Origin of the sequence: uncultured Sphingomonas sp. (assembly GCF_934560975.1) — a bacterium.
GTDB lineage: Bacteria > Pseudomonadota > Alphaproteobacteria > Sphingomonadales > Sphingomonadaceae > Sphingomonas_I.
The window spans coordinates 374,240-394,531 of the sequence record NZ_CAKTFO010000001.1; the positions used below are offsets into that span (position 1 = coordinate 374,240).

Below are 20,292 nucleotides of genomic sequence, written 5' to 3' on the forward strand. Positions count from 1 at the left end.
GCCGCGGAGTTGGCGGCGGCTTCCGACCAGAGCCAGTCGTTCAAATCATCCACCGCGAATGTCTGCTCCTGACAGAAGCCGCCGATGAAATGCTCCGAAGCGGATCGTCAGAAAGGCGCCCTAATCTCGGACATTCGGCTGACCCCCAAACGTGCCCAAAAGCTGCCGATTGTACCTGGGCAGCAAAGGCGACGAACACCGCCATCAGCACCGTTCATTTAGCCAGCGATTCCCGCGGCGTTCCGGTTTCTGGTTTCGGTCGAGCTAATTCAGGCCAATGCTCCGCGAGGAGCGACAGCACGAGCGTCTCGCCGCGGCCCGACAGCGTTTCGATCCATGCATCCGACATCGCCGAGAAATTGGTCGGGTAGCCGGCTGCGGCTTCCCCGCTGACGAGGTCGGGAACTGGCTTGGCGAGCCGCTCGTCTTGTTGACCGATATAGGGCAGTAGGAATTTGGGCATCGCGCCGCTGGCCGAAAGGTCGAACAGTCGCTTCATCGCGGCATTCTGTCCGCGCGCGAACACGCTTTCGAAGGCCGCGGTCATCCGGCTCGGGAAGAAACTCGGCGGGTCGCTCACGGCAAGCCCATAGCCGGCGCGGCAGGCGATGACCCGGTCGAACGCCGGCACCGCCATGCTGATCGCGGGATCGCGGTCGGGCCAGAACGGCGTAAGGCCGAGATTGTCGTAGACGCCGCCGTCGGTAAGGATGATCCGTTCGCTGGTCGTGACGCCTGCCTTGGTGAACGTCATACACTCGTCGAGCGCGGGCAGCGCAGCCGGATAAGCGGCAGACGCCGACACCGCCTGCGACAACCGGACACCCGTCGCGGGCGCTTCGCCGTAGCGCCAGCACTGAATGCGGTCGCGCGTGAAGTAGATCGCGGCTCGGGCGCGCAGTTCGCAGGCAACGACGATCAAGGTCGGACGGTCGGTGCGCAAATTTCCGAGCATGGCGCCGCCGAGCATGCGATCGAACACGCTGCGCAGGATTGTCGTGCGGCTCGCCCAGCGCCGCAGCGGCGAGCGATCCAACCAGGGAAAGCGGGCCCGCAGTTTGGCGAATGGCAGCAGGAGGATGCCGGCTGCGAGCGCGAGCAGCCGGTCGGCCGCCAGCGGGAGGACGGCGGCGACCGCCTTGATGCTGTCGAGCGAGGTCACCGCGCGGACCAGCGCGGGGCGCAGGAAACCGCGTTTGAGGGCGGCGATCGCTGCACGATCGAACGCCGCGAAATCGTCGGCATGGCTGCAATAGAGCGCGGCAAGCACGCTTCCGCCCGACACCGAGGACATCACGACGACCTGGTCGAGCAGGCCCGCGCGGCGCAGCCCACGCAGGCAGCCCAAATGGAAGGCCATGGCGCGAGAACCGCCGCCTGACAGCGCCAGCGCGAGGCGCAACGGAGGGGCGCCGGTGCTGGCCGGCTCAGTCACGACGGACGACCGCCGTGACTCGCCGCTTGCGCCGGGTGCCGACCCGGTAAAACTGCTTGTGGTGCCACCATAAAGCGTCCTTCACCCGGCGGTGTGGATGGCCGTAGGTGTTGGGTCCGGCCGCCGCGAGCCCCAGCGCAACGTGCGGCAGGCGTGTCAGGAGTTCGTCATGCCAGTTGGCGGCCGAGCCGTGGTGCGGGAGCAACAGCACGCCGATGTGGCGGAGAATGGGTGAATAGCGCTGCAGCATGCGGTCGCGGCGCCCGCGCTGGTCGAGATGGGCATCGCCGGTCAGCAGCCAACCGGTCGCCTCAAAATAGTGATGGTGGCGGTAGCGGTAGCCATGGCTGCGCGCGACATAGGCATGGAGGTGGGTGCCGGTGACCGGGCCGGTATAGAGCGTCATCGAGACGAGGTTATGATCGCGCCAAAACGCCTCGTAGCAATCGCGAAGCTTCGCGCGCCCCTCGGGGGTGCGGGCTTCGTCGCTGATCTTCTTGAGATCGAGCGTCACGAACGCCGCTAGGAGCGCCTTGCGAAAGTCAGCGATCTGGGTCGCCGTCGGGGTATGGACGTGCGGAATCAACACCCAGTCGATCGCGGTAACCCCACCGACAAAGTGCATCGCCGCTCTTGGCTGCACCTGGCGAACCTCGGCCGTGCCTTGAGCCTCGACGGAAAGTCTGAGGCCGCTCTGCCCGGGTTTTGGCTGCCATTGGCAGTGCAGCGCGCCTTCGCGCTCGCGTCCGGTCGGCTCCAGCGGTGGCAGGGTGTCGATCGGGCCCTCGCCGTCATCGCCGCCGACGAACGTGATCCGCTCGACCCCGCGGCTCGTGAACCAACCCGGCAAGTCCGCCGCCAAATCGAGCATGAGGCCGCTCAGCGTGCCGGTCGCGGCGTCGCGCCCCAACGCGGCGATGATCATCTCGGGCAACAGATAGGGAAGCACGACCTCCTCGACCGGACAGGCAGCGAGCAGTGCGTCGACGCCGCTGATATGGTCGCTGTCGAGATGCGAGAGGAAAAGATAGTCGAGCTTGGTGCCGCGGCCGAGCGACCGGATCTCGCGCAGCAGCGGGTCGCGCTGGTTCGACCCGCAATCATAGACCCAGCGCACAACTGTTTGGTCGTCGGTGACGCTCCCCGAAAAGAACCCGCCTTGTCCGACCGGATGCTGGATCAGCTCTGCCCGCATGTTACCCCCTGGCCGCCATGATCTCGCGACGGACGCCAGCGATCAACCGGCAAATCGCGCGCCGCGGTCAATCGACTCTAAAATGGTAAGGCATTGTTACGGGTGCGGTTGAACGACAATTTGTTCTTCCCATGTTCACGGTCCACGAACGCACGGCGGGGACCTATGCATACGGTAACCTTCTTCCCGATCGGCAATGCCGACAGCTGCCTGATCGAGCTCGAGAACGGGCGCCGCGCGCTGTTCGATTTCGCCGACATGCGCAATCCCAACGACGAGAATGATAAGAGGTGCGACCTCGCGCAGGAAATCCGCGACCGGATGGGCAAACATAAGGAGATCGACGTCGTCGCCTTCACCCATCTCGACACCGATCACTGCAAAGGCGCGAAGGATTTCTTCCATCTCGAGCATGCCGAAAAATATCAGGGCGAGGGCCGGTACAAGATCAAGACCATGTGGGTGCCCGCCAACGCGATCCTCGAGGTCGGCGTGAAAGGCCAGGCGCGGACCTTGCGCGCCGAGGCGCGCCACCGGTTTATCGCGGGCGAGGGCATTCGCGTCTTCTCGCAGCCGGACGAACTCGACGAGTTCCTGATCGATCGCGGGATCGACCCCGATCAACGGCGCAACCTGATCACTGACGCCGGCACGCTGTGCCCCGAGTTCAACCTCGACCATGACGGCGTCGAGTTCTTCGCGCATTCGCCGTTCGCCGAACGCGAGGACGGCGTGATCGTTGTCCGCAACGATTCGGCGATCTTCGCCCAGGCGACGTTCGAGGTCGATGGCGAGCAGACCCGGCTGATCCTGTCCGCCGATATCGGGCACGAGACGATCGCCGAGATCGTTCGCGTGACGCAGGATCATGGCCATGACGATCGGCTGGCGTGGGACATCAACAACGTCCCGCATCACAGCAGTTATACGTCGCTCGGACCCGACAAGGGCGAGGACGAGACCGAGCCGACCGACAACCTCAAGTGGCTTTACGAGGATCAGGGCCGCGCCGGCGGCTTGCTGGTGTCGACCAGCTGCTCGATCCCCGACGAGGACTCGCTGCAGCCGCCGCACCGCCAGGCCGCGGCCTATTATAGCCGCGTCGCCAAGGAGCTCGGCGGCAGCTACGTCGTGACGATGGAACATCCCTCGATCGACGCGCCCAAGCCGCTCGTAATCGAGATCGGCACCAAAGGCTATGCGATCCGCAAAAAAGCGGGTGGTGCACCGACGGTCCTGACCAGCGCGACGCCGCGCGCAGGATGACCGACGATCCTTTCGCCGCGCTACGCTTGCCGCAGGCGTGGGCGCTCGTCGAATATCTGACGCGGTCCGTGGAGCCGACCTATGCCACGCTCGACGCGGTTGTGGCCGAAGAGAGGCACGACGTGATCGACCTGACCGTCGAACCGCAACTCGTGCAGCGCCGCGCGGTCGCGATCGCGAATGTCGAGCCGGTCCGATTGCGCTTCCCGATCGATGGTTCCGCGCCGCCTTCGGTGCGGTCGCGGCGTGACGACTTTCCGCTCGGCCTCGTCCACACCAATCTGGAACCGGACCGGCACGGCCTGGCGTTGTGCGTCTGGGAAGAGGGCTGGGCCGATCTGGGCCGCGGTCTCACGCCGCAGGCGCTGGTCGAGCGCATCAGAACATGGTTCAGCCGCACCGCCGAGGACAAGTTGCATCAACCTGGCCAAGCGCTCGAGCCGCTCATCCCGGCCAGCGCCAATACGCTCGTCCTGCCGCCCGGGCCGCCATCGACCGATTGGGTGTCGGTGAAGGTCGAACAGCTCCACAACCGCTGGACGTTGCTGGTCGAGCCGATTGGCGCTGCGGCGAGCGCACAGCGGATATTTCCGATGCTGGCGGTCGAGGCGGAGCCGCAAGTCCATCGCGCGCTGACCGCGGCACCGGCGACCCTGGCCCAGCTCGGCGATCTCGTGGCGCCGATGGGGGTGGATTTGCCGCAACGGCTCGGCGACTGGCTGGTTCAGCCGTTGCAATTGATCGACCGCGAGCGGCCGATGGTGCTGATCGTGATCGTGCCGATGCAACGCGACAAGGACGGCGCGCTCGAGGCGCCGCAGATCTGGGCATTCTTGTTTCAGGTGGGCGTCGGTCGGATCGGTGAAGTGCTCGGCCGCACCTTGCCCGACCACAAGGGAGGATCGGTGCCGAGTATCGGACAGCCGCAACAGGATCTCGCCGCGTTGACGCTCGTGCCGTTGCGGGTTGTCCAGCGCCTCGACCGGGCGACGGCGCGGACCTTTGCCGCCAACCCCGTCACGAGCGATCGCTCGCTCGTGGCGATTGGCGGCGGTGCGATCGGCTCGAATGTCGTCGTCAACACGGCGCGCGCGGGAATCGGCAGATGGACGGTGATCGACGACGACGTGGTGCTGCCACACAATGTCGTTCGCCAGGCTCACCCCGATGCGATGGTCGGTATGGGCAAAGCCGACGGGGTTGCCGATATCGCCGACGCGATCTTGGCCGAAGGCGGCCATACGGCGATCGTCGCCGATTTCCTGTCGCCGGGCGATGCGGCGGACACCGTGTCAGCCGCGATTGCCCAGGCCGAGCTCACGATCGACTTCAGTGCCTCGCCTGCGGTGCTCGGGCATATCGCCGACCGGGAGGGGGTGCGCCGGGCGGCCTCGGCTTTCTTCTCGCCCGACGGCCAGGATCTGGTAGTGCTTGCGGAGGATGACCGGCGCGCGATCAAGCTCGACGAAATCGAAGCGCAATATCTAATCGCGGTGGCGACCGAGCCCTTGCTCGACGGGCATCTCGATGCGGCGCGCGTCGATTTCGTCCGCTACGCCAATGCCTGCCAGGACTTGTCGCGCCCGCTGCCGCCCTGGAAAGTCCAGACGCTGAGCGGCATTGCGAGCGGGGCGCTGATCGAGCTGGAAGACGCTGCGCTGGCGCGAATTTGGCGGCTGGGTCCGAGCGGGGCGGTGATCGCGCTCGGCGTGGCGGCGGCCGTGCCGTACCGGCTGGGGTTCGGCGACTGGCGGGCGACGATATCGCCCCAGGCCGCGGCCGCGATGCGTAGGTATCGCGCAGCGGCCGCGCCCAACGAGACCGGGGGGATCCTGATCGGCAGCTTCGACCTCACCCGCCGGATCGTCCATGTCGTGGCCGCGCTGCCGGCGCCGCCCGACAGCCGGCAGTCGCCGACCTATTTCATTCGCGGGGCGCAGACGTTGGCGCCGCAGGTCGCTGACATCGCCGCGCGAACCGCCAACCTGCTTACCTATGTCGGCGAGTGGCACAGCCATCCCGATGGCGCGGCGGCGCGGCCGAGTGGCGACGATGAGAATGTCTTCGCCTATCTCGAACGTCATATCGGCCCGACCGGCGCGCCGTATCTGATGGCGATCTGCGGCCGCGAGGAGATCTGGGCCCAGGGCGGCTGGCAGGGCGTCGGCCGCGGCGAGGATGCGTTTGTGCCGGTCGACGATCCTGCGCCGCCGAAGCGCGCCCTCGGCGCTAAAAGGCGGCTACCAAGGCCGCCGGAATAGCCGCCGAGAATCGCGCCTTTTCGCCGTCCCATTCGCCCTCGAGCCATCGGGTTGACATGCCGACGCAGAAGCCGTCGCGATCGAGTACCGGGCCGCCGCTGTTACCGGGCGAAACGAGGTTCGAGATAAGCAATATATCGGTGCCGCCGACGAAGAGGCGCGCCGTACCGTTGACCTCGCCGCGATGCCCGACCAGCTCAGCTTGGGCGCACGGCACGAGCGGATAGCCGAGCGTGTAGACCAAATCGAACATCTCGATATCGCCCCGAAACCGGAACATCGGTTCGGGCTCGTGCAAGCCCTGTACCGGGATCGTCGCGATATCTTCGCTCGGGTGCAGTGTGGGGGTGCCGAACGAAAGCTCAGTCCCCGCTGCGGTCGTCACCGCCTTGACCGTGATCCCGTCGGCGGGATCGACATTATGCTTGCAGGTGTAAAGCTTCGGGGTCGCACCGGGTGACGGTATTGCGAAGAAGCCGCTGCCGCGCGACGTGTCGCCGTTTAAGGTCTCGACGTCGACCGCTACGAGCGCATCGCGATAGCGCGCGACGAACGCCGAGGGCGGCTGGAAGATGTTAAGCAATGTACGCGCCTCGAGATGCTCAATCAGTAGCGGCGCGACGATACTGTGATCGATGAACGCGCCGGGCATATGGCCCGTCGCCCGAATCACTATCTGCCGATCGACGAGGCAGCGCCAGATATAGTCGATCGGTCCCATCTTGTACGCTTGGCCGCCACAGATCATCGCTTGCAGCAGTTCCACCGAGAAATAGTTTGCTTTGAGCAGGGAGAGCTTCTCGGCTGCTTGCGGCGCGTGCATGAACGCGAGCCCGGCGGCGACGAGCCGGGCAAATTCCGGTTCGTCATCGACCATCAGATTGAAGCGTTCTTCGACGAGCGCAAACTGCTCGCGATAGGCGGGGTGGTGGTGCAGGTTCAGACGCATCGTGCCCTGTCTAGGGCAAACGCTCGACCGTGGCAGGTCCATCGTTCCGAATTGGCAGCGAAGACCGCGCGTCGCGACGGTTGGATCAGAGATTGGCGGATCGATTATCGTCCGCTTCCGCGGCGAAGCTTCCAAGTGCTGCCCGTCCAATCTCTGTCGTTCTACAGTGCGCGTGTGGCAGACGTCGGATGTCGGCTATCGGCGAGATCTGCCGTTGGATACGTGGCTGGGGAACGGCAGAAATGTCCCAATCCAAGCCGTTTCGTGCGGTTCACCGCCAACGCTGGAGCGGCCGGTCTCCTCGCATTAACCAGCGGCCGGTTTTGGGCTCGGCATCAAGGGCGCTGAGTGTCCGGAAATGGGTCCTGGCAGTCCATGAGCCAACCGGCGCTGGTCAGCCGACTCCACGCCATCCCAGGACGCGATACGGCTCCGGATTGCGCTGCTACCGGCTTCGGGTCGGGATAGTACCAAGCAACGTCGAGATTGTCCGCACCATCGACGTGCAGGCTACGACGGCAGTACCTGCAGGGCTGCCAGCGTCTGATCGTCAAGCCGGCAAACGCCCGTTGGAAATTGGATATCTTGCGAGGCGTAGCCATCAATCGACCTGCGGTGATCCACTGCGATCAACGCCGGCCAGCGCCAACGGCCTATCAGGTGCATCCTCGCCTGCGTACGAGCGGCTTGCCGATTGCCGGCTAGCGGGACCTTGGTCTACCAGACCTCGCATCAGGGGAACGGGGGACACATGAAGAAGATCAATGTTGCTGCGATGTCGATGGTGGCTCTGGTCGCGGGCTGCGGCCACAAGTCCAAGGCAGACGACACCGTGGCCCCCCCAAACCTCACGGCAGCAGCATCCCCGACAAGCCCAGCTGCACCGTCGGCTACGCCGGTGGCAGCCGACTTCTCGATTGACAACGTGCCGATCTCTAATGCGCCACTCGGGAAGTTCCCGTACTTCGGTCTACCTGCAGGCTATATGGCGAGGAACACGCAGCAGCTGCACGACTTCGGGCATTTCCTGTTCTGGACCGGCAAAAACCTTCAGAATGTCGAGGGTCAGGTCTACATGGCGGAAATCGTCAATCATGACGAAAATAAGTTCTCGAGTTATGAACTGACCAAGAATATGGAGGCCCTGTTCCAGCAGGCTGGCGCGGTGAAGGTTGCTCAATCGAAGATACCGAAGGAACAGATGGACGCCATTCCTGAAGCTACAAAGGGAGAACTTCTAACCGGCTTCGGCGATCCCTGGAACGATCCGGTAGAAACCTGGGTAATCCGTCGTCCGCATGATGCGATCTGGATACATTATTCGACAAACACAAGCCAGGCCGGCATGACGGTCGTTCAGACGAAGCCGTTTGTGGCGACAGCGGCGCTGCTTCCCGTTGATCAGCTGAAATCCGATCTCGACAAGACCGGCAAGGCAGTGATCCACGTCAACTTCGCGACCGACCAGACGCAGATCCTGCCGACGTCCAGTCCGCAAATAAATGCTGTGGTCGCTCTGCTCAAGGCCGACCCCTCGCTGAAGCTGGCGATCAATGGCTACACTGACGATACCGGTTCCGACGCGCACAACCTCACGCTCTCCGATGGCCGAGCCAAGGCGGTGCAGACAGCGCTCACCACAGCGGGTGTGAAAGGAGATCGCCTCCAGGCCAAGGGCTATGGACGCACGAACCCGGTGTCGAGCAACACCGATGAAGAGGGAAAGGCCGCCAATCGCCGGGTCGAACTGATCAAACTCTGACCCCCGTGCGCGTGAGCATTAGGTTCTGGGTGATGCTCACGCCACTACCGCTGGCGCAACATTCATCTGACCATGCTCGGTGGCGGAGCGGCTTGAATCTGAGGCCAATGGCGGCTTCATGATCGGCAGGATAGCTCCGGAACAGGTATCATGAGCTACAATGCCGAACCATCCCTCCGACCAGCTCGGCTCTTATCAGGCCCACGTTCCCGAAGGCGCGTGGGTGGGATGCCTCTACGACCGAGCCCTGGGCAAAGGTGCCGGTTGGCGAACCACGACCTCAAGACGGTCGACCGGTTAATCTGGCCACCAAAGCAGGCCATCAGGGCATGAATGAACGGCAGAAGTCGGAGAGCGGTGACTCTGCCCCAAATGGCCGCATCTGGGTCGTGGCCGTCTTCCCGAAACATCTAATTTCCAAGGCGCCGTGCGTTCACGTTACTCCGTACTCCCGTTGCGGTTTCGGGGAAGGGCAATCGGGAACGGGTTTCGGGAGCACGGTTTCCTGCAGCGGTCATCAGTGCGATGAGCCCCTGCCGGCGTCCCGTCGCAGGTTCGTTTTCGGGAAAGCCTTGTGCTCCCGGCCGTTATTCCGCTCAGAGTCCGTTTCAGAACTCACATTGAGCGAGCGATGCGCCTGACGAGCACCATTGCGGCGGCAGCGTAGAGGAAGGCAGTGGCAGAGCCGATGGTGGCTTCGAAGTCCTTGGCCAGTCGCCGGTTGCGACCGAGCCATGCGAAGGTCCGCTCGACGACCCAACGGCGCGGGTGGACGGTGAACCCAATCTGCCCGGCGATCTTGCGCACAATCTCGATGTTGATCGAGGTGGCATCGCTGACCCGCGCGGCATTGTAGGCGCTGTCGGCGAACGCCTTGGTGACGAAGGGATGCCGCTGACGGGACCGCTTCAGCAGCGGCACGGCACCGTCGCGGTCCTGCACGTCGCCGGGGTGCACCAGCAACTCCAAGGGCCGGCCGTCAGTGTCGACCATCGCGTGCCTCTTGCGGCCCATCACCTTCTTCCCGGCATCATAACCACGGGGACCGCCGGCCTCTGTTGTTTTGATCGACTGGCTGTCGATGACGGCCGCCGAAGGTGCTTCCTCGCGGCCGTGCCGAGTACGATCCGCGAGGACCAGGGCGTGGTTGAGGGATTGGAAGAAACCCCGATCCCGCAGCCACGCGAACCATCGATAGACCGTCTGCCATGGTGGGAAGCCAGGCGGCAGGCACCGCCACGGCGCGCCGGTGCGGAGCACGAACATGATAGCATCAAGCAGGCAGCGCCACGACCAACGACGCAGCCGGCCGGTCGCCGGGTCCGTTGGAAGATAGACGGCAACGATCTGCCACTCGGCGTCTGTCAGGCTGCTTGGATATGCAAGATGGTCGCGGCTATGCTGCCGCCGAGTGTCGCGGGTCCACATGGTCTGTCCAGGGAAGGTGTAAGCAACCCCCCTTGAATCAGCCCGTGCCGCGATGCTCAACGGTCAACCGGCGCGGGGACGAGAATGAGCGAGGAGCGGGACGAGTATGGCGTGCCGGTCGAACCAGCCGAACGTATGCAGCAGGTCATGCTTGGCCTCTTTGACCTGCTGGATGAAGCCGGATTGGCCGGATTTCCTGCCGATCTGATCGGCGAGCTGAACCTAGTGCGCCTCAAGTTCATGGACGAGTTCGAAGCTCGGTTCCCGGGCTACGGCAAAGGACGCGCGAACTGGCGCTGACAGAGCCGCACCTTTCGAAACGGGCTCTCAGGACGGCATGTCGAGCGCCGCTCTGCCCGAAATCGAATAGGCGTCGGCCTGATGGTCGATGATGCCGAGTTTCCCAGCTTCTTCGAATACCGATTGAAAATCGGGCGTGGAGAGGTGCGCGCTCAACGCCGCTTGATCTCGCCAGGCTTCAATCAGGCGGAACGTGCCGGCCGCACCTACTTCCTCCGTGACGTCGAGAAATACGCAGCCGTCCCGTAGCCTAGCCGCGTTCGCTATACGCAAGGCGACATCCCGGAATGCTTCCACGTCGCCGGGCTGGATGCGATATGTTGCATAAATCAGAATGGTCGGCGTGTCGGTCATGTCCGGGCTCCATTGTTGCGGCGGAAAAGATGATCGATTCCGCCGCGTACGTTTCCCGGATATGGACCGGCACTGGCAGTGCGGGTAGAACCTACCTAAAGGTAAGTATCGGAGAGACCGGATGAACGTTCCCCGATCTGACCCTCCAACTGACTGTGGCCTTGATGTCGCGCTGGCCATCATGGGTGGCAAATGGAAGCCGCTAATCCTGTATCACCTTCGCTCGGGTCCGAGGCGGTTCAACGATCTCAAGCGGGCGGTCCTCGGCATCAGCGAGAAGGTGCTGATCCAGCAATTACGTGAACTCGCCTCGGCGGACGTAGTGGTTCGTCACGATTATGGCGAGGTGCCGCCCAAGGTCGATTACACCGTCACGCCGTTCGGCATGACGCTGATCGAGGCTCTGCTGCCCCTGTGCGAGTTGGGCGTGAGGAACCGCGCCCGCGCTTCGGCCTAGTTGATCGGGCTTTCCCAAAACTCGATCCCTTTTGAGAACGCCGGCCGGGCGGAGGGGTGGAACTTACCACCGATACACCCTCGGCTACCGACAGGAACGGGCGGCCGGAGTTGGGGAGTCGAACTGACGCTCTGAATGGCCACTTCTGGGTCGTGTTCTCATGCACGGCAACGCTGGGCACTTGCGTCAGCGTAGCGCAACGTCGGCCTTGCCAGCGGCCCCAGCCGCTTTCAGTAGCGGCGCGCCCGGTCCTGCCAGCCACGTGTCGAAGCTGTATAGCTCCGGCACGAGTTTTCGCAGCGCCGTGATGTCGGCATCGCCGGCGAGCCTTCCATCTTCGATACGCGCTGCCGGCTCGCTTAGTACCACGTTCTCGGCCAGCACGCTCTCCAGAAACCGTCCGCCCGACGAAAGAGATTGTCATAAAAGTGTCTTACATTAAGCCGCGCGGCATGACGCACATGAGCAACTCTGGAATCGTCGCTCAGGTCGCGGCTCTTCCACATCGGCGGGGCAAGCTGGCTAGCCTCGGCGTGCTAACGGTAACGGATTGCATCCACCGCGGTTCGATCGTTTCGAACAGAGAAATTTCGGCAGGTATGCTGCTCAGCAGAGCGGCAGAGCGCGAGGTCTTCAAGGAGCCGAGCGTCCTTGGCAGGATCGAGAAAACGCCGCTGACCAGCTACTGGCGGAACAGCGTCGATGGACTGCCCGGCGACACCTTTGCGCGGGAAGTGACGGGCGAAATCCTCGAGCGGCGGGAGATGCGCCGGCGGGAGGGCCGCTGGATCGCCATGGCCAATGCCAGCAAAGCTGTCCAGGATCGCGAGATCCGCCCTATGCTTCGATTGTTCGCGCAGGGCCGTCAGGCCTGATCGCGGTGCGCATCTGGCATGTCGCTCGGATCGCGGCGCTCGCCTTTGCTATGTTCGCGGGGGCATTTCCTTCGATTGGGGCACGCCAAGACGAGCAAATCTGGTTGCAGGCCAACACGCATGTTCCAATCGCACCAAGGGTGCGTCTGACACTGGAGCAAATCATGCGCTTCGGCGATCGTGCCAACGGCCTGTTTCAGACCGAGGTTGGTGGCATTCTGGGCTACCGCCTCAACCGCCATATCGAGATCGGCGCAGGATACCGCAATGTCGGCGTCGAAAGCGGCACCCGGACCTTCTACGAGGACCGCGTCCGACAGCATGTCCTGATCACCTTGGGTCGCTGGTCTGGCCGCTTCCGGGTGGACGAGCGCTTCCATCCTGACGGGAATGAGATCGGTTTTCGGATCCGCCCGCTGGTGCGGTACAATCTGCCGCTGAACAAACAGGGTCTGGCTTTCTTCGCCAGCCACGAGAGCTTTTATCTACCCAACGGCACCCGCTGGGGCCAGCGACGGGGCTATGATCGCATGCGCAACCTCGTTGGCTTTGTTCTGCCTCTGTCGTTACGGACAAGCGCGGACGTAGGCTACCTCAACCAGTACCGGCCCGCACGTTCGACGACGCGTGCTCAGATCGATCATGCGCTCAGCATACAGTTGACCGTAAACCTCGCGATCCATCCACCGCCGTCTTCAGACGATTGAGCAGCCGGCTCAGCCGCGACCAGGCGGAGCGATCCGTCGGGTAGAGGAGCAGGTTGCGGCTATCGTCGAGCACCACCCTCGTGCCGGCGATCAGGCGGACACCGGTCGCCTTCTGCGCCTCCCATGCACGCACCACGCCCGCAACGCTGCCGAGGTCGGCGAACCGGGCCAGCGCATGTGCGGCTCCCGGCGTGGCCGCGATGGCGATCCGGGCGCTCAGTCCGAGGCGTCGGCAGAAGCCGAGCACGCGCGCGCAGAAGCGCTGTTCGCCGCCAAACAGATGCGTAACCCCGGTCAAATCGAACCAGATCCCGTCCGGTCCGCTGACCGCCGCGGTCGGGCTCCAGTGCCGCACGGCATGGAGCGTCAGCTGCTCGAGCACGGCCGCGTCGGCTGCCGGATCCGCGGGACGGATGTCGAGGTCGGGAACGAGCGCGCGCGCCTGGGTCACCGCCATGCCTGGCACGAGGCCAAGCGCGAGCGCCGCCGGACAGGCCGCCGTGATCAGCTGCTTGTTGCCCGTCTGGGTCCACAGGAGCAGCGGGCGGGCGGAGGTCTCAGGGATGCCAACCCTGGCGATGGTTGCGGCAAGTGGGACATGCTGACGACCCTTGAACGGATGCTCGGCGGCTTCGGAACGCCGCCCCATTTCGCGCATGGTCGGTTGCTGATGGAGCGGGAGCGCGTTCGCCTCCGCCGCGACCATCGCCCGGTCGCGTGCGCCCTGGTGCGCCCAGCGCGCGCCCGGTCGCCAGTTACCGCCCCGCGGCACCGAGCAGGCGCCGGGGTCGTCGTCGACAGGAAGGGGAGAAAGCGCGCGCGGTTCAGGCTGCGCGCGCGGTCGCTCCAGCCGCCGGAGCCGCTCGATGCTGAGCGCCGGCAGGTAGAGCGAGGCGACCCGTGTTATCGCAAGCCTCGACCAGGAGAGAGAAGGGATTGCCGTTGCGCTGACGGACGAGCTCCACCGTCCAGCGCGCGCAGCCGACGCCGGGAGCCGGCAGTCGCCCCGACGGCGCGCAGGCGATCCGCCAGCGGGTGGTTGCCGCCGACAGCTCCGACAGGGGACAGGCACCCTCCCGCCGCCAGCGTCGCGAGAGGAAGGCCGGCGTGCCGCCGGCGTCGGCCGCGAGCTGGAGCCGGCGGCTGGCGGTCATGTCGGCACGCCGGACCTCGCCGATCACGGCGGCGAGCGCACCATGTCGCAAGCCATCCTCCATCAACGCGAGCACGTCCTTGTCCTCGCGACCTTCGGCGAAGATCAAGCGGTGGGGCGGAAGGCCGGCCTGCTCGAGTCCCGGCGCGTAGAGATCGAAGCGGCTGACCACCCACAGCACGCGTGTGTCGGCAGCCGCCGCCAGCCGTGCGGCAAGGCCGGCGAGAAAGAGCGTGGCGGCCGCTTCGTCGCTGAGGGATGGGGCGGTGGGCGCGACCTCGTGCAGGGCACCGCCATCAAGGCCATGATCAGCGAGACGATCGTCGATGGCGGGAATGCCGAAGGGCAGGGCAGGCGCTTGGCGCGGGCGCACGTCGGCCACGCGTTCGCGCAGGCGCGACAGGGTTTCGGAGTGGGAAGCGGCAGCGGACATTCGGCGGATCGACTCACATGTTCTCTATATGTTCTGCAATCCGGCATCGGCGGTCAAGTCATTTGGCGTAGGACAATCAGCGGCTGCCGCTCCGCCCTAGCGACAGTTGGGAACTTAGGTTGGAGCGGCGCGCTCGTTCGGGTGAGACCCGCGTGATGACGAGGAAGGGTGATGACCGAAGCGAGCTGGGGCAATGCAGCAACGCCGGAGATCGACTGGCGCATGAGCGCCGCGTTGAAGAACGTGCCGCGAGGCGACAGCGATCTGGCCGAAGTGACCAGCCTTGAGGGCGCGGTGCGCGCGTGGCTGGCGCTGGATCCGGCACACCGGGAAGGTGCGGTCCTCACGCCGGAACATGTTTTGCTGATCGACGGCGTGTCGATGGACGAGGTGCGCGGCGCAGGCATCGGCTCGTTGGCCGAACGGCTGCCTGGAACCACTCACGTCCCGTCCGACAAACCTCCAGAACTGGACGATGCCGGCTAGGACGGACAACCGCCGAAGCTGCCTAATGCCCCAGCAGGGGCTGCTACCAGATCAGTTGCAGCCGACAAGCCGCCGCTCTGGATCGTATTTGGGCCATCGCGTCGCGATGCCCCGACGGATGGCCATGCAGGACAGGTCCTTGCCGGCCAACGAGCATGTCGCCACCGTCCGCTTCCAGCTCTTGCCGGTCGCGGTGCAGCTGAGCTGCCGCCCTTTGATCAGCGCCGCCATCCGATCGCGTGATTGCCGGGCAAGGCGGTCACTGCACACGTAGCCAGATTTGCCCTTCTTGCATGGTTCAGCCCGTGTGAAGTCCGGCGCCTGGATGCCCTGGAGCCGAACGGACACGCCATTGCGGCAGTGGAAGGGACCGTCACCATCGTGGATCTTGACGACGTCGCAGGTAAAGGGCTGACCAGCGGAGAGCGCAAGCGCGTAGAGGAAGAGCATCGGTCCTCCTATACCGGATCGCATCTCCAACACAGGGCCAACATGTCGGCATCACCCGCAAAACCGTTGATCGACTGGAGCATGGAGGTGGAGCTGTTCGAGCCCGACAAGCCGCCATCGTTGCGGATCCTTCGTAGCAGAATGACGCTGCGGGATGCGGTCGAGACGATCCTCGCCATGCCGCGGGAGCGATGGACCCGGTCCGGGATCGGCCTGCATTCGCCGGTTCACATGAACCTCGAGGGCCGGCCCGTTCTGCAAGAGTATCTTAGCGGGCATGCCGCGCGGCAGGTGGCAGCTGCGTTTGAGTTTCCGACCATCTAGTCCAGCTCCCCGCCATCAGGTGGCATGCGAGCCTACGCAAACACAGTCTCACCTGTGATCGGCGATCGAAAATCAACGGAGCACGTCCTACTGGGATACCCCTAAGTAGCCTTCGTACATGACTCAAAATTGCTTGATCTAATTTGTCAGGCAAATGCAGCCAAACGCGATACAACTGGCAAAAGGCGATTTCAGGTAACGCTGCGTCGCCAAGGAAGCATCGTGAAGGCGATGTGGCACTGAAAAGCTGGCGGGGTCTATGAAGACGCGATTGAAAGCGATGCGAGCTTCGGAAGCGCTGCTTGAAAGAGCGTTGGCGCTCGGAGACGCTCACGACTTTGGCGGAACCGCGGCCGGTCACATTGATCTCGGTCTGCAACGCCTCCGGGAGGAGATCAATCGAGAGGTCGGAATAAGTGAGAGCGCATCACCGACAGGCATGCGAGTACTTGGTCCCACCCGACGGACGTGAGACGTAGGTGGACAACGCGCCCGTCCTGGGCAGCTGGCTGCCGGTAGATGAGGTTGAGATCTTGCAATTGAGCGATCCATCGGAGAGCGGTCGTGTCTGGAACGCCGCTGGCCATGCACGCATTTGAAACGCTCACGCTTCTACCTTCCTGCTCCATCACAAAGAGGTCGAGCAGGATCAGCCGGGCGGGGTCAGCGAAGAGGCTGTCGCCCATGATTTCTGGCATGGCCGCGTGTGAACGGATCCACGCCCGCGCAAATTGGATCATGGTCGGCGCCTCCGGCTGCTGAAGAGGTAACGATGACATGGCGTTTGAAGGGGCGTGTGCGTCTAGTTCGTCCGCGATACGACGCAAATCCCGCGCATGATCGCGCAGAAGGCGTCGCCTGATCTCGGCGAACTCAGGCGCGCTGTCGCTCATTCGACCAAGCATGAGGCTGACTACCATCGAACTGGATCTGCGTTCGTTCCAAGGCAAGCAGGTCGGCGCTCACTGTTAGAGTTATGTTATCTCTGGCGGAGATCATGCTCGCATCTCCACCAGCCAAGGCGTTGGTGCTCCTTGCGACCTGTTATTCACAGGTACCCTCGGCGGCGCATGCTGACCCAACCGCGATGACCAACAATCAAATGGTCATGGAGAGTGATGCCAATCGTTTTCGCAGCGGCCGCGAGATGACGAGTGCCGCGGATGTCGGCCGTGCTTGGCAGGGGATCTCCAGACGGATGATTATGGGCGATGATCAACGCCGTCGCATTCAATTCGAGCGCTCTTCGGAGGATAGAATATATAGCGAGCGGCGCTTCGAACACGGAGCCACGGGATACGACCTCGTCCCGCAGCAGGTGGTTGGAAGCGTTGAGGTAGAGGCAATGGACCTCTTCGATCGACGAGCCTGACAGCTTTACTCGCATGTACCCGAGCAGACTCTCTGCCGTTGATACGACTGGTTCCGCGAACGCATCGGTCCGTAGCGCAGCCTCAACGAAGGCGCGCAGATCAAGGAGAAATGCCACAGGCGCGGGCTCATCAAGCACGCGCCGCAAGGCTTCGGGCGTCGCGCCGATAATGGCTGTTAGATGGCCGAACTCGGAGATTAGGCGTTTGGCCCAGGCTTTCCCCTGACTGCGGTCGACGGTTGCGAGGAGTTGACCCAGGACCTGTCTCGACCGAAGCGCTTCAGCCTTTCGCGATGGTTCCAGGTTCCCAGCGCGAGTAGCGGCAGCATTGCAAAGCTGCCGTACTCCGACAGCATGCCGTACAGCGCCGGGGAGGTTCGTGGCTGCAACATCGGAAGTAGGTGCGAAGCCACCCCGACCAAGTGCAGCGCCACGACCCCCATCGGCCAAAAACGGTTTGCCCGCACCGCGAGCATCAGCAAAGACGCTAGGACGATCAAATCCACGATCAGCACACCGACCTCCACGGATTTTAGCCGGTTTGTCCACGTGCTGATTACAAGCGTGGTCGCGAGCATCCCCACGAGCAGGATTGCAGCGCCCCATCGTTCGGGCGAACCACCCCGCCAGAGTGCGTAGCTGCACGCCAATATGCTCAGGATGACGCATAGAATCGACGACGACATGCGAGGACCGGATCACAAAGCCATGGACCCGGTCAACGGGATCAAGCGACCGCCGCCAGTTGCGGCTTCGGAGTGGCGACGCGCGGAATAGCAGGTGTGGCGCCGATGTTCGTCTCCGGAAACCATGTCAATCCAGTTTCGCGAAGCTGCAAGTGGCATTCGTTGATGTGGCCGGCAAAGGTCGCCAGTGCGCCGCTGCCGTTCGCATGACTGGACAGTGCATCAGTTGCAATGAGAGGAGACAGGCGAGCCGCTTGACGCACCTCCAAGATCGAAACATGCAGGCGTGCATATTTCACCTGAAGCTCGTGCATGGCGGCTTCGACGGCATGCAACTCATCCTCGACCCTCGCAACGAGAGCCTGGCGTTCCTTGCGCATTATTGGATCTCCTGGGGGCGGTACTCGCCAGCCCCTTTGTTCGCAGTCAGAACCGCGGTTTATCTACATTCAGGGAGAGGCCGATCTCATAATTGACCTTGAGGACCGCTCCGACAGCTGCCAGCATGAGCGCTCCTGCGATCACGCACCAGCAGATCACTTGCCAAGGCTTCAGGTCATCACGCACCCCTCCAATGATCGGAATGCGAAGCGGCCGGTCCTCTGTGTATGGCTCGTCGCTGGCGCTATAATGCGCCTGCTCCTGCCGCACCCGGTCGGACGGGAGCGCCTCTTCCAACATTCCTGGGTCGCCAGCATCCTTTGCCGGCGCCTCGTTGTTTGGAGATGCGACCGCCTCGGTGCCAAGGCTTGGTGGGGGGCTAGCCCCAAGCGGACTAGCCCGGTTCTCGTGCTCGGCAAGCATGCGAGCGGCTTGATAGCGGCTACTCACACCAAGCGTTTGCATGGCTGACTTCAGGTGGTTCTTGGCAGTGTCGGGTGCGATGCCGAGGGCGGCTGCTATCTCCTTGTATTGAGCACCTTGGCTCACAAGACGGAGGCATTGGCGTTGCCGGGAGGTGAGCTGGTCGATTCGCTTCTCGGGCATACGGCCTTACCACCCGAGCCAATTCCGAGCGTCAAGGCTAGCAAGGGCGCTGTCAAAGCAACTAGGGGGGGCGGGGTAGGGCCTCGCTAGCCTGCTCGCATGAGCAAGGCCGAGAACCCGTTTCGCTACTTCAACTCGTCGCCTGAGGTGATCCGGCCGGTGGTGATGATGTACGTGCGGTTTCCGCTTAGCTTGCGAAACGTGGAGGACCTGCTGTTCGAGCGTGGGATCGACATTTGCCATGAGACGGTCAGACTGTGGTGGAACAGGTTCGGTCCTCTGTTCGCGATGTACGTGAAGATTGACGGCGAGATGTGCTCAAGCGCCATGGCTCGCCCGGAGCAAAACCACCGATGGTCCGTGCTCGTACAAAGCGGCGATGGATGAACTCGGCAACACCAAGAGGCGGGAGGTCGCCCGCTACGCCAACAACCGGGTCGAGAACTCGCACCTGCCGTTCCGACGACGCGAGCGGGCGATGCTCAGGTTCAGGCAGATGAAGATCTTACAAAAGTTCGCATCCGTCCACGCCAACATTCACAACCGCTTCAGCCTCGAATGCCACCTGATCGATCGCCGAGCCTGCCGCGAACGCCGCTCCGACGCGTTGGCCGAGTGGCAGATCCTCGTAGCCTGACAAGCTGCTCACTAAGCCGAGGATGCGTAAGTCAGAAATTATTTAGGGAGAAACTGACAGCAGTACTAAGCCAAAGTAAACATTAAGTGGCAAAGAGAAACTTTTAGTAACGTACTTTAAGAAAGAAGCATTGGTGAGCCGCCGCTGGGGCCGCAACTATATTGACGGCATCGAAATCGGCATCCAGCGCCAGGATCTGAGCGATATTGAGCTGGCGCTGACCGACCGGCGCAGCATCGGTCGGTTGCGGCTGGACGGGGAACTGGCGTTCCGTGCCGGCATCGGCCTGTTCGGCGCGCAGGGTGACGAGCCCGACCAGCCCGCCATATTGCCAACCGCGCGCTACCGCATAACCACGGTAGACATCGGCGCCACCCTGCCATTCTCAGACGGGCTTGTCGAAAGCTGGCGGGTGGCGTTGCGCGGCCAGTATAGCGGCCGCACGCTTTATGGCTCCGACAGCTTCTCCATCGGCGGCCCCTTCACCGTACGCGGATATGACAGCGATCGCGCCGATATCGGGCGGAGCGGCTGGTATTCCCGGCAGGAACTGAGCTTCCGCCTCGCTCCTGCCGTTCGCCCCTATGTGCTGGCGGACATGGGCGCGGTGGAGCGCGGCACCGGCCTGTTTGCCGGCGTCGGTGCCGGCGTCCGCGCCGGCTGGCGTGGCTTCAGCCTGGACGCCTTCGTCGCCGCTCCTGTCACCAAGCGCAGCATCTCCACCGGGCGCCCAGCCCAGCTCGGCTTCACCCTCGGTTGGGGTTTCTGATCATGA

26 protein-coding genes are annotated in these 20,292 nt (G+C 63.6%); 12 read left to right on the forward strand and 14 right to left on the reverse strand.

Annotated elements, in window-relative coordinates; translation table 11 throughout:
* Nucleotides 1-214: 214 nt before the first annotated feature.
* Both Q0D93_RS01800 and Q0D93_RS01805 read right to left on the reverse strand, forming a co-directional pair.
* The gene (locus tag Q0D93_RS01800; protein WP_294390564.1) at nucleotides 215-1,402 is read right to left on the reverse strand and encodes a patatin-like phospholipase family protein; all 1,188 of its coding nucleotides are present in this window, start codon (nucleotides 1,400-1,402) and stop codon (nucleotides 215-217) included.
* Nucleotides 1,403-1,427: 25 nt separating this feature from the next.
* On the reverse strand, nucleotides 1,428-2,630 hold the full coding sequence (locus Q0D93_RS01805; RefSeq protein ID WP_294390567.1) for an MBL fold metallo-hydrolase: 1,203 nt from the start codon (nucleotides 2,628-2,630) through the stop codon (nucleotides 1,428-1,430).
* A gap of 165 nt (nucleotides 2,631-2,795) precedes the next feature.
* Between Q0D93_RS01805 and Q0D93_RS01810 the strand changes: the two genes are divergently transcribed.
* Complete coding sequence (locus Q0D93_RS01810; protein ID WP_294390569.1) at nucleotides 2,796-3,896, forward strand: hypothetical protein; 1,101 nt, start codon at nucleotides 2,796-2,798, stop codon at nucleotides 3,894-3,896.
* Nucleotides 3,893-6,157 carry a Mov34/MPN/PAD-1 family protein gene (locus tag Q0D93_RS01815; protein ID WP_294390572.1) on the forward strand — a complete coding sequence of 755 codons (2,265 nt, stop codon included), beginning with the start codon at nucleotides 3,893-3,895 and terminating at the stop codon, nucleotides 6,155-6,157. The genes Q0D93_RS01810 and Q0D93_RS01815 overlap by 4 nt, the downstream gene beginning before the upstream one ends.
* Here Q0D93_RS01815 and Q0D93_RS01820 read toward each other — a convergent pair.
* Nucleotides 6,126-7,106, reverse strand: a complete 981-nt coding sequence (locus tag Q0D93_RS01820) for a serine protease (protein ID WP_294390574.1) — start codon at nucleotides 7,104-7,106, stop codon at nucleotides 6,126-6,128. The genes Q0D93_RS01815 and Q0D93_RS01820 overlap by 32 nt on opposite strands.
* A gap of 751 nt (nucleotides 7,107-7,857) precedes the next feature.
* Here Q0D93_RS01820 and Q0D93_RS01825 point away from each other — a divergent pair.
* A complete protein-coding gene (locus Q0D93_RS01825; RefSeq protein ID WP_294390577.1) occupies nucleotides 7,858-8,868 on the forward strand; it encodes an OmpA family protein in 1,011 nt (336 codons plus the stop codon).
* A 615-nt stretch (nucleotides 8,869-9,483) separates the two neighbouring features.
* Here the strand turns inward: Q0D93_RS01825 and Q0D93_RS01830 are convergent.
* Nucleotides 9,484-10,296, reverse strand: coding sequence for an IS5 family transposase (locus Q0D93_RS01830; protein ID WP_294390580.1), 813 nt, complete (start codon nucleotides 10,294-10,296; stop codon nucleotides 9,484-9,486).
* Nucleotides 10,297-10,380: 84 nt separating this feature from the next.
* On the opposite strand from Q0D93_RS01830, the gene Q0D93_RS01835 reads away from it, so the two are divergent.
* The gene (locus tag Q0D93_RS01835) at nucleotides 10,381-10,596 is read left to right on the forward strand and encodes a hypothetical protein (RefSeq protein ID WP_294390581.1); all 216 of its coding nucleotides are present in this window, start codon (nucleotides 10,381-10,383) and stop codon (nucleotides 10,594-10,596) included.
* Nucleotides 10,597-10,623: 27 nt separating this feature from the next.
* Here Q0D93_RS01835 and Q0D93_RS01840 read toward each other — a convergent pair whose 3' ends face one another.
* Nucleotides 10,624-10,950, reverse strand: coding sequence for a putative quinol monooxygenase (locus Q0D93_RS01840; protein WP_294390584.1), 327 nt, complete (start codon nucleotides 10,948-10,950; stop codon nucleotides 10,624-10,626).
* Between the two features lie 181 nt (nucleotides 10,951-11,131).
* On the opposite strand from Q0D93_RS01840, the gene Q0D93_RS01845 reads away from it, so the two are divergent.
* Nucleotides 11,132-11,407, forward strand: a complete 276-nt coding sequence (locus tag Q0D93_RS01845) for a helix-turn-helix domain-containing protein (RefSeq protein ID WP_294390587.1) — start codon at nucleotides 11,132-11,134, stop codon at nucleotides 11,405-11,407.
* A gap of 186 nt (nucleotides 11,408-11,593) precedes the next feature.
* Here Q0D93_RS01845 and Q0D93_RS01850 read toward each other — a convergent pair whose 3' ends face one another.
* A complete protein-coding gene (locus Q0D93_RS01850; RefSeq protein WP_294390591.1) occupies nucleotides 11,594-11,791 on the reverse strand; it encodes a hypothetical protein in 198 nt (65 codons plus the stop codon).
* Between the two features lie 68 nt (nucleotides 11,792-11,859).
* Between Q0D93_RS01850 and Q0D93_RS01855 the strand changes: the two genes are divergently transcribed.
* Complete coding sequence (locus tag Q0D93_RS01855) at nucleotides 11,860-12,282, forward strand: hypothetical protein (RefSeq protein WP_294390594.1); 423 nt, start codon at nucleotides 11,860-11,862, stop codon at nucleotides 12,280-12,282.
* A 5-nt stretch (nucleotides 12,283-12,287) separates the two neighbouring features.
* Entirely contained in the window at nucleotides 12,288-12,989 is a 702-nt protein-coding gene (locus Q0D93_RS01860; protein WP_294390595.1) for a DUF2490 domain-containing protein, read from the forward strand.
* Here Q0D93_RS01860 and Q0D93_RS01865 read toward each other — a convergent pair.
* Both Q0D93_RS01865 and Q0D93_RS01870 read right to left on the reverse strand, forming a co-directional pair.
* The gene (locus Q0D93_RS01865; protein WP_294390597.1) at nucleotides 12,931-13,647 is read right to left on the reverse strand and encodes a hypothetical protein; all 717 of its coding nucleotides are present in this window, start codon (nucleotides 13,645-13,647) and stop codon (nucleotides 12,931-12,933) included. The two genes, Q0D93_RS01860 and Q0D93_RS01865, sit on opposite strands and share 59 nt — an antisense overlap.
* 166 nt (nucleotides 13,648-13,813) lie before the next feature.
* Nucleotides 13,814-14,575 carry a protein ImuA gene (locus Q0D93_RS01870; protein ID WP_294390599.1) on the reverse strand — a complete coding sequence of 254 codons (762 nt, stop codon included), beginning with the start codon at nucleotides 14,573-14,575 and terminating at the stop codon, nucleotides 13,814-13,816.
* 171 nt (nucleotides 14,576-14,746) lie between these two features.
* Here Q0D93_RS01870 and Q0D93_RS01875 point away from each other — a divergent pair, with 171 nt between their 5' ends.
* Nucleotides 14,747-15,061: a hypothetical protein gene (locus Q0D93_RS01875; protein WP_294390602.1), complete on the forward strand. Its 315-nt coding sequence runs from the start codon at nucleotides 14,747-14,749 to the stop codon at nucleotides 15,059-15,061.
* Between the two features lie 51 nt (nucleotides 15,062-15,112).
* Here the strand turns inward: Q0D93_RS01875 and Q0D93_RS01880 are convergent, their stop codons facing one another.
* Nucleotides 15,113-15,292: a hypothetical protein gene (locus tag Q0D93_RS01880; protein ID WP_294390606.1), complete on the reverse strand. Its 180-nt coding sequence runs from the start codon at nucleotides 15,290-15,292 to the stop codon at nucleotides 15,113-15,115.
* 12 nt (nucleotides 15,293-15,304) lie between these two features.
* Here Q0D93_RS01880 and Q0D93_RS01885 point away from each other — a divergent pair, with 12 nt between their 5' ends.
* On the forward strand, nucleotides 15,305-15,835 hold the full coding sequence (locus Q0D93_RS01885) for a hypothetical protein (protein WP_294390610.1): 531 nt from the start codon (nucleotides 15,305-15,307) through the stop codon (nucleotides 15,833-15,835).
* Between the two features lie 395 nt (nucleotides 15,836-16,230).
* On the opposite strand, the gene Q0D93_RS01890 is transcribed toward Q0D93_RS01885, so the two are convergent.
* The 5 genes from Q0D93_RS01890 to Q0D93_RS01910 form a co-directional block, all read right to left on the reverse strand.
* Nucleotides 16,231-16,728: a hypothetical protein gene (locus Q0D93_RS01890; RefSeq protein ID WP_294390612.1), complete on the reverse strand. Its 498-nt coding sequence runs from the start codon at nucleotides 16,726-16,728 to the stop codon at nucleotides 16,231-16,233.
* A gap of 155 nt (nucleotides 16,729-16,883) precedes the next feature.
* Nucleotides 16,884-17,324, reverse strand: a complete 441-nt coding sequence (locus Q0D93_RS01895; protein ID WP_294390614.1) for a JAB domain-containing protein — start codon at nucleotides 17,322-17,324, stop codon at nucleotides 16,884-16,886.
* Nucleotides 17,325-17,404: 80 nt separating this feature from the next.
* Nucleotides 17,405-17,893, reverse strand: a complete 489-nt coding sequence (locus Q0D93_RS01900) for a hypothetical protein (protein ID WP_294390615.1) — start codon at nucleotides 17,891-17,893, stop codon at nucleotides 17,405-17,407.
* Between the two features lie 41 nt (nucleotides 17,894-17,934).
* Nucleotides 17,935-18,273 (reverse strand): hypothetical protein, encoded by a 339-nt coding sequence (locus tag Q0D93_RS01905; protein ID WP_294390617.1) that lies wholly within the window; start codon nucleotides 18,271-18,273, stop codon nucleotides 17,935-17,937.
* A gap of 46 nt (nucleotides 18,274-18,319) precedes the next feature.
* Entirely contained in the window at nucleotides 18,320-18,880 is a 561-nt protein-coding gene (locus tag Q0D93_RS01910; RefSeq protein WP_294390619.1) for a helix-turn-helix transcriptional regulator, read from the reverse strand.
* Between the two features lie 99 nt (nucleotides 18,881-18,979).
* On the opposite strand from Q0D93_RS01910, the gene Q0D93_RS01915 reads away from it, so the two are divergent.
* The 3 genes from Q0D93_RS01915 to Q0D93_RS01925 all read left to right on the forward strand — a co-directional run bounded on the left by Q0D93_RS01915 (nucleotide 18,980) and on the right by Q0D93_RS01925 (nucleotide 20,286).
* A complete protein-coding gene (locus Q0D93_RS01915) occupies nucleotides 18,980-19,267 on the forward strand; it encodes a hypothetical protein (RefSeq protein ID WP_294390620.1) in 288 nt (95 codons plus the stop codon).
* The gene (locus Q0D93_RS01920) at nucleotides 19,260-19,517 is read left to right on the forward strand and encodes a DDE-type integrase/transposase/recombinase (RefSeq protein WP_294390622.1); all 258 of its coding nucleotides are present in this window, start codon (nucleotides 19,260-19,262) and stop codon (nucleotides 19,515-19,517) included. The genes Q0D93_RS01915 and Q0D93_RS01920 overlap by 8 nt, the downstream gene beginning before the upstream one ends.
* Nucleotides 19,518-19,650: 133 nt before the next feature.
* Nucleotides 19,651-20,286, forward strand: coding sequence for a ShlB/FhaC/HecB family hemolysin secretion/activation protein (locus tag Q0D93_RS01925; protein ID WP_294390624.1), 636 nt, complete (start codon nucleotides 19,651-19,653; stop codon nucleotides 20,284-20,286).
* Nucleotides 20,287-20,292 lie beyond the last annotated feature (6 nt).

Bases quoted from the DNA above. Each gene is read 5' to 3' on its own strand.
- Q0D93_RS01805 (WP_294390567.1), bottom strand. From the start codon at position 2,630: ATGCGGGCAGAGCTGATCCAGCATCCGGTCGGACAAGGCGGGTTCTTT.
- Q0D93_RS01810 (WP_294390569.1), top strand. From the start codon at position 2,796: ATGCATACGGTAACCTTCTTCCCGATCGGCAATGCCGACAGCTGCCTG.
- Q0D93_RS01815 (WP_294390572.1), top strand. From the start codon at position 3,893: ATGACCGACGATCCTTTCGCCGCGCTACGCTTGCCGCAGGCGTGGGCG.
- Q0D93_RS01820 (WP_294390574.1), bottom strand. From the start codon at position 7,106: ATGCGTCTGAACCTGCACCACCACCCCGCCTATCGCGAGCAGTTTGCG.
- Q0D93_RS01825 (WP_294390577.1), top strand. From the start codon at position 7,858: ATGAAGAAGATCAATGTTGCTGCGATGTCGATGGTGGCTCTGGTCGCG.
- Q0D93_RS01830 (WP_294390580.1), bottom strand. From the start codon at position 10,296: ATGTGGACCCGCGACACTCGGCGGCAGCATAGCCGCGACCATCTTGCA.
- Q0D93_RS01835 (WP_294390581.1), top strand. From the start codon at position 10,381: ATGAGCGAGGAGCGGGACGAGTATGGCGTGCCGGTCGAACCAGCCGAA.
- Q0D93_RS01840 (WP_294390584.1), bottom strand. From the start codon at position 10,950: ATGACCGACACGCCGACCATTCTGATTTATGCAACATATCGCATCCAG.
- Q0D93_RS01845 (WP_294390587.1), top strand. From the start codon at position 11,132: ATGGGTGGCAAATGGAAGCCGCTAATCCTGTATCACCTTCGCTCGGGT.
- Q0D93_RS01855 (WP_294390594.1), top strand. From the start codon at position 11,860: ATGACGCACATGAGCAACTCTGGAATCGTCGCTCAGGTCGCGGCTCTT.
- Q0D93_RS01865 (WP_294390597.1), bottom strand. From the start codon at position 13,647: ATGCGCGAAATGGGGCGGCGTTCCGAAGCCGCCGAGCATCCGTTCAAG.
- Q0D93_RS01870 (WP_294390599.1), bottom strand. From the start codon at position 14,575: ATGTCCGCTGCCGCTTCCCACTCCGAAACCCTGTCGCGCCTGCGCGAA.
- Q0D93_RS01875 (WP_294390602.1), top strand. From the start codon at position 14,747: ATGACCGAAGCGAGCTGGGGCAATGCAGCAACGCCGGAGATCGACTGG.
- Q0D93_RS01880 (WP_294390606.1), bottom strand. From the start codon at position 15,292: ATGGCGGCGCTGATCAAAGGGCGGCAGCTCAGCTGCACCGCGACCGGC.
- Q0D93_RS01890 (WP_294390612.1), bottom strand. From the start codon at position 16,728: ATGAGCGACAGCGCGCCTGAGTTCGCCGAGATCAGGCGACGCCTTCTG.
- Q0D93_RS01900 (WP_294390615.1), bottom strand. From the start codon at position 17,893: ATGTCGTCGTCGATTCTATGCGTCATCCTGAGCATATTGGCGTGCAGC.
- Q0D93_RS01905 (WP_294390617.1), bottom strand. From the start codon at position 18,273: ATGCGCAAGGAACGCCAGGCTCTCGTTGCGAGGGTCGAGGATGAGTTG.
- Q0D93_RS01910 (WP_294390619.1), bottom strand. From the start codon at position 18,880: ATGCCCGAGAAGCGAATCGACCAGCTCACCTCCCGGCAACGCCAATGC.
- Q0D93_RS01915 (WP_294390620.1), top strand. From the start codon at position 18,980: ATGAGCAAGGCCGAGAACCCGTTTCGCTACTTCAACTCGTCGCCTGAG.
- Q0D93_RS01920 (WP_294390622.1), top strand. From the start codon at position 19,260: ATGGATGAACTCGGCAACACCAAGAGGCGGGAGGTCGCCCGCTACGCC.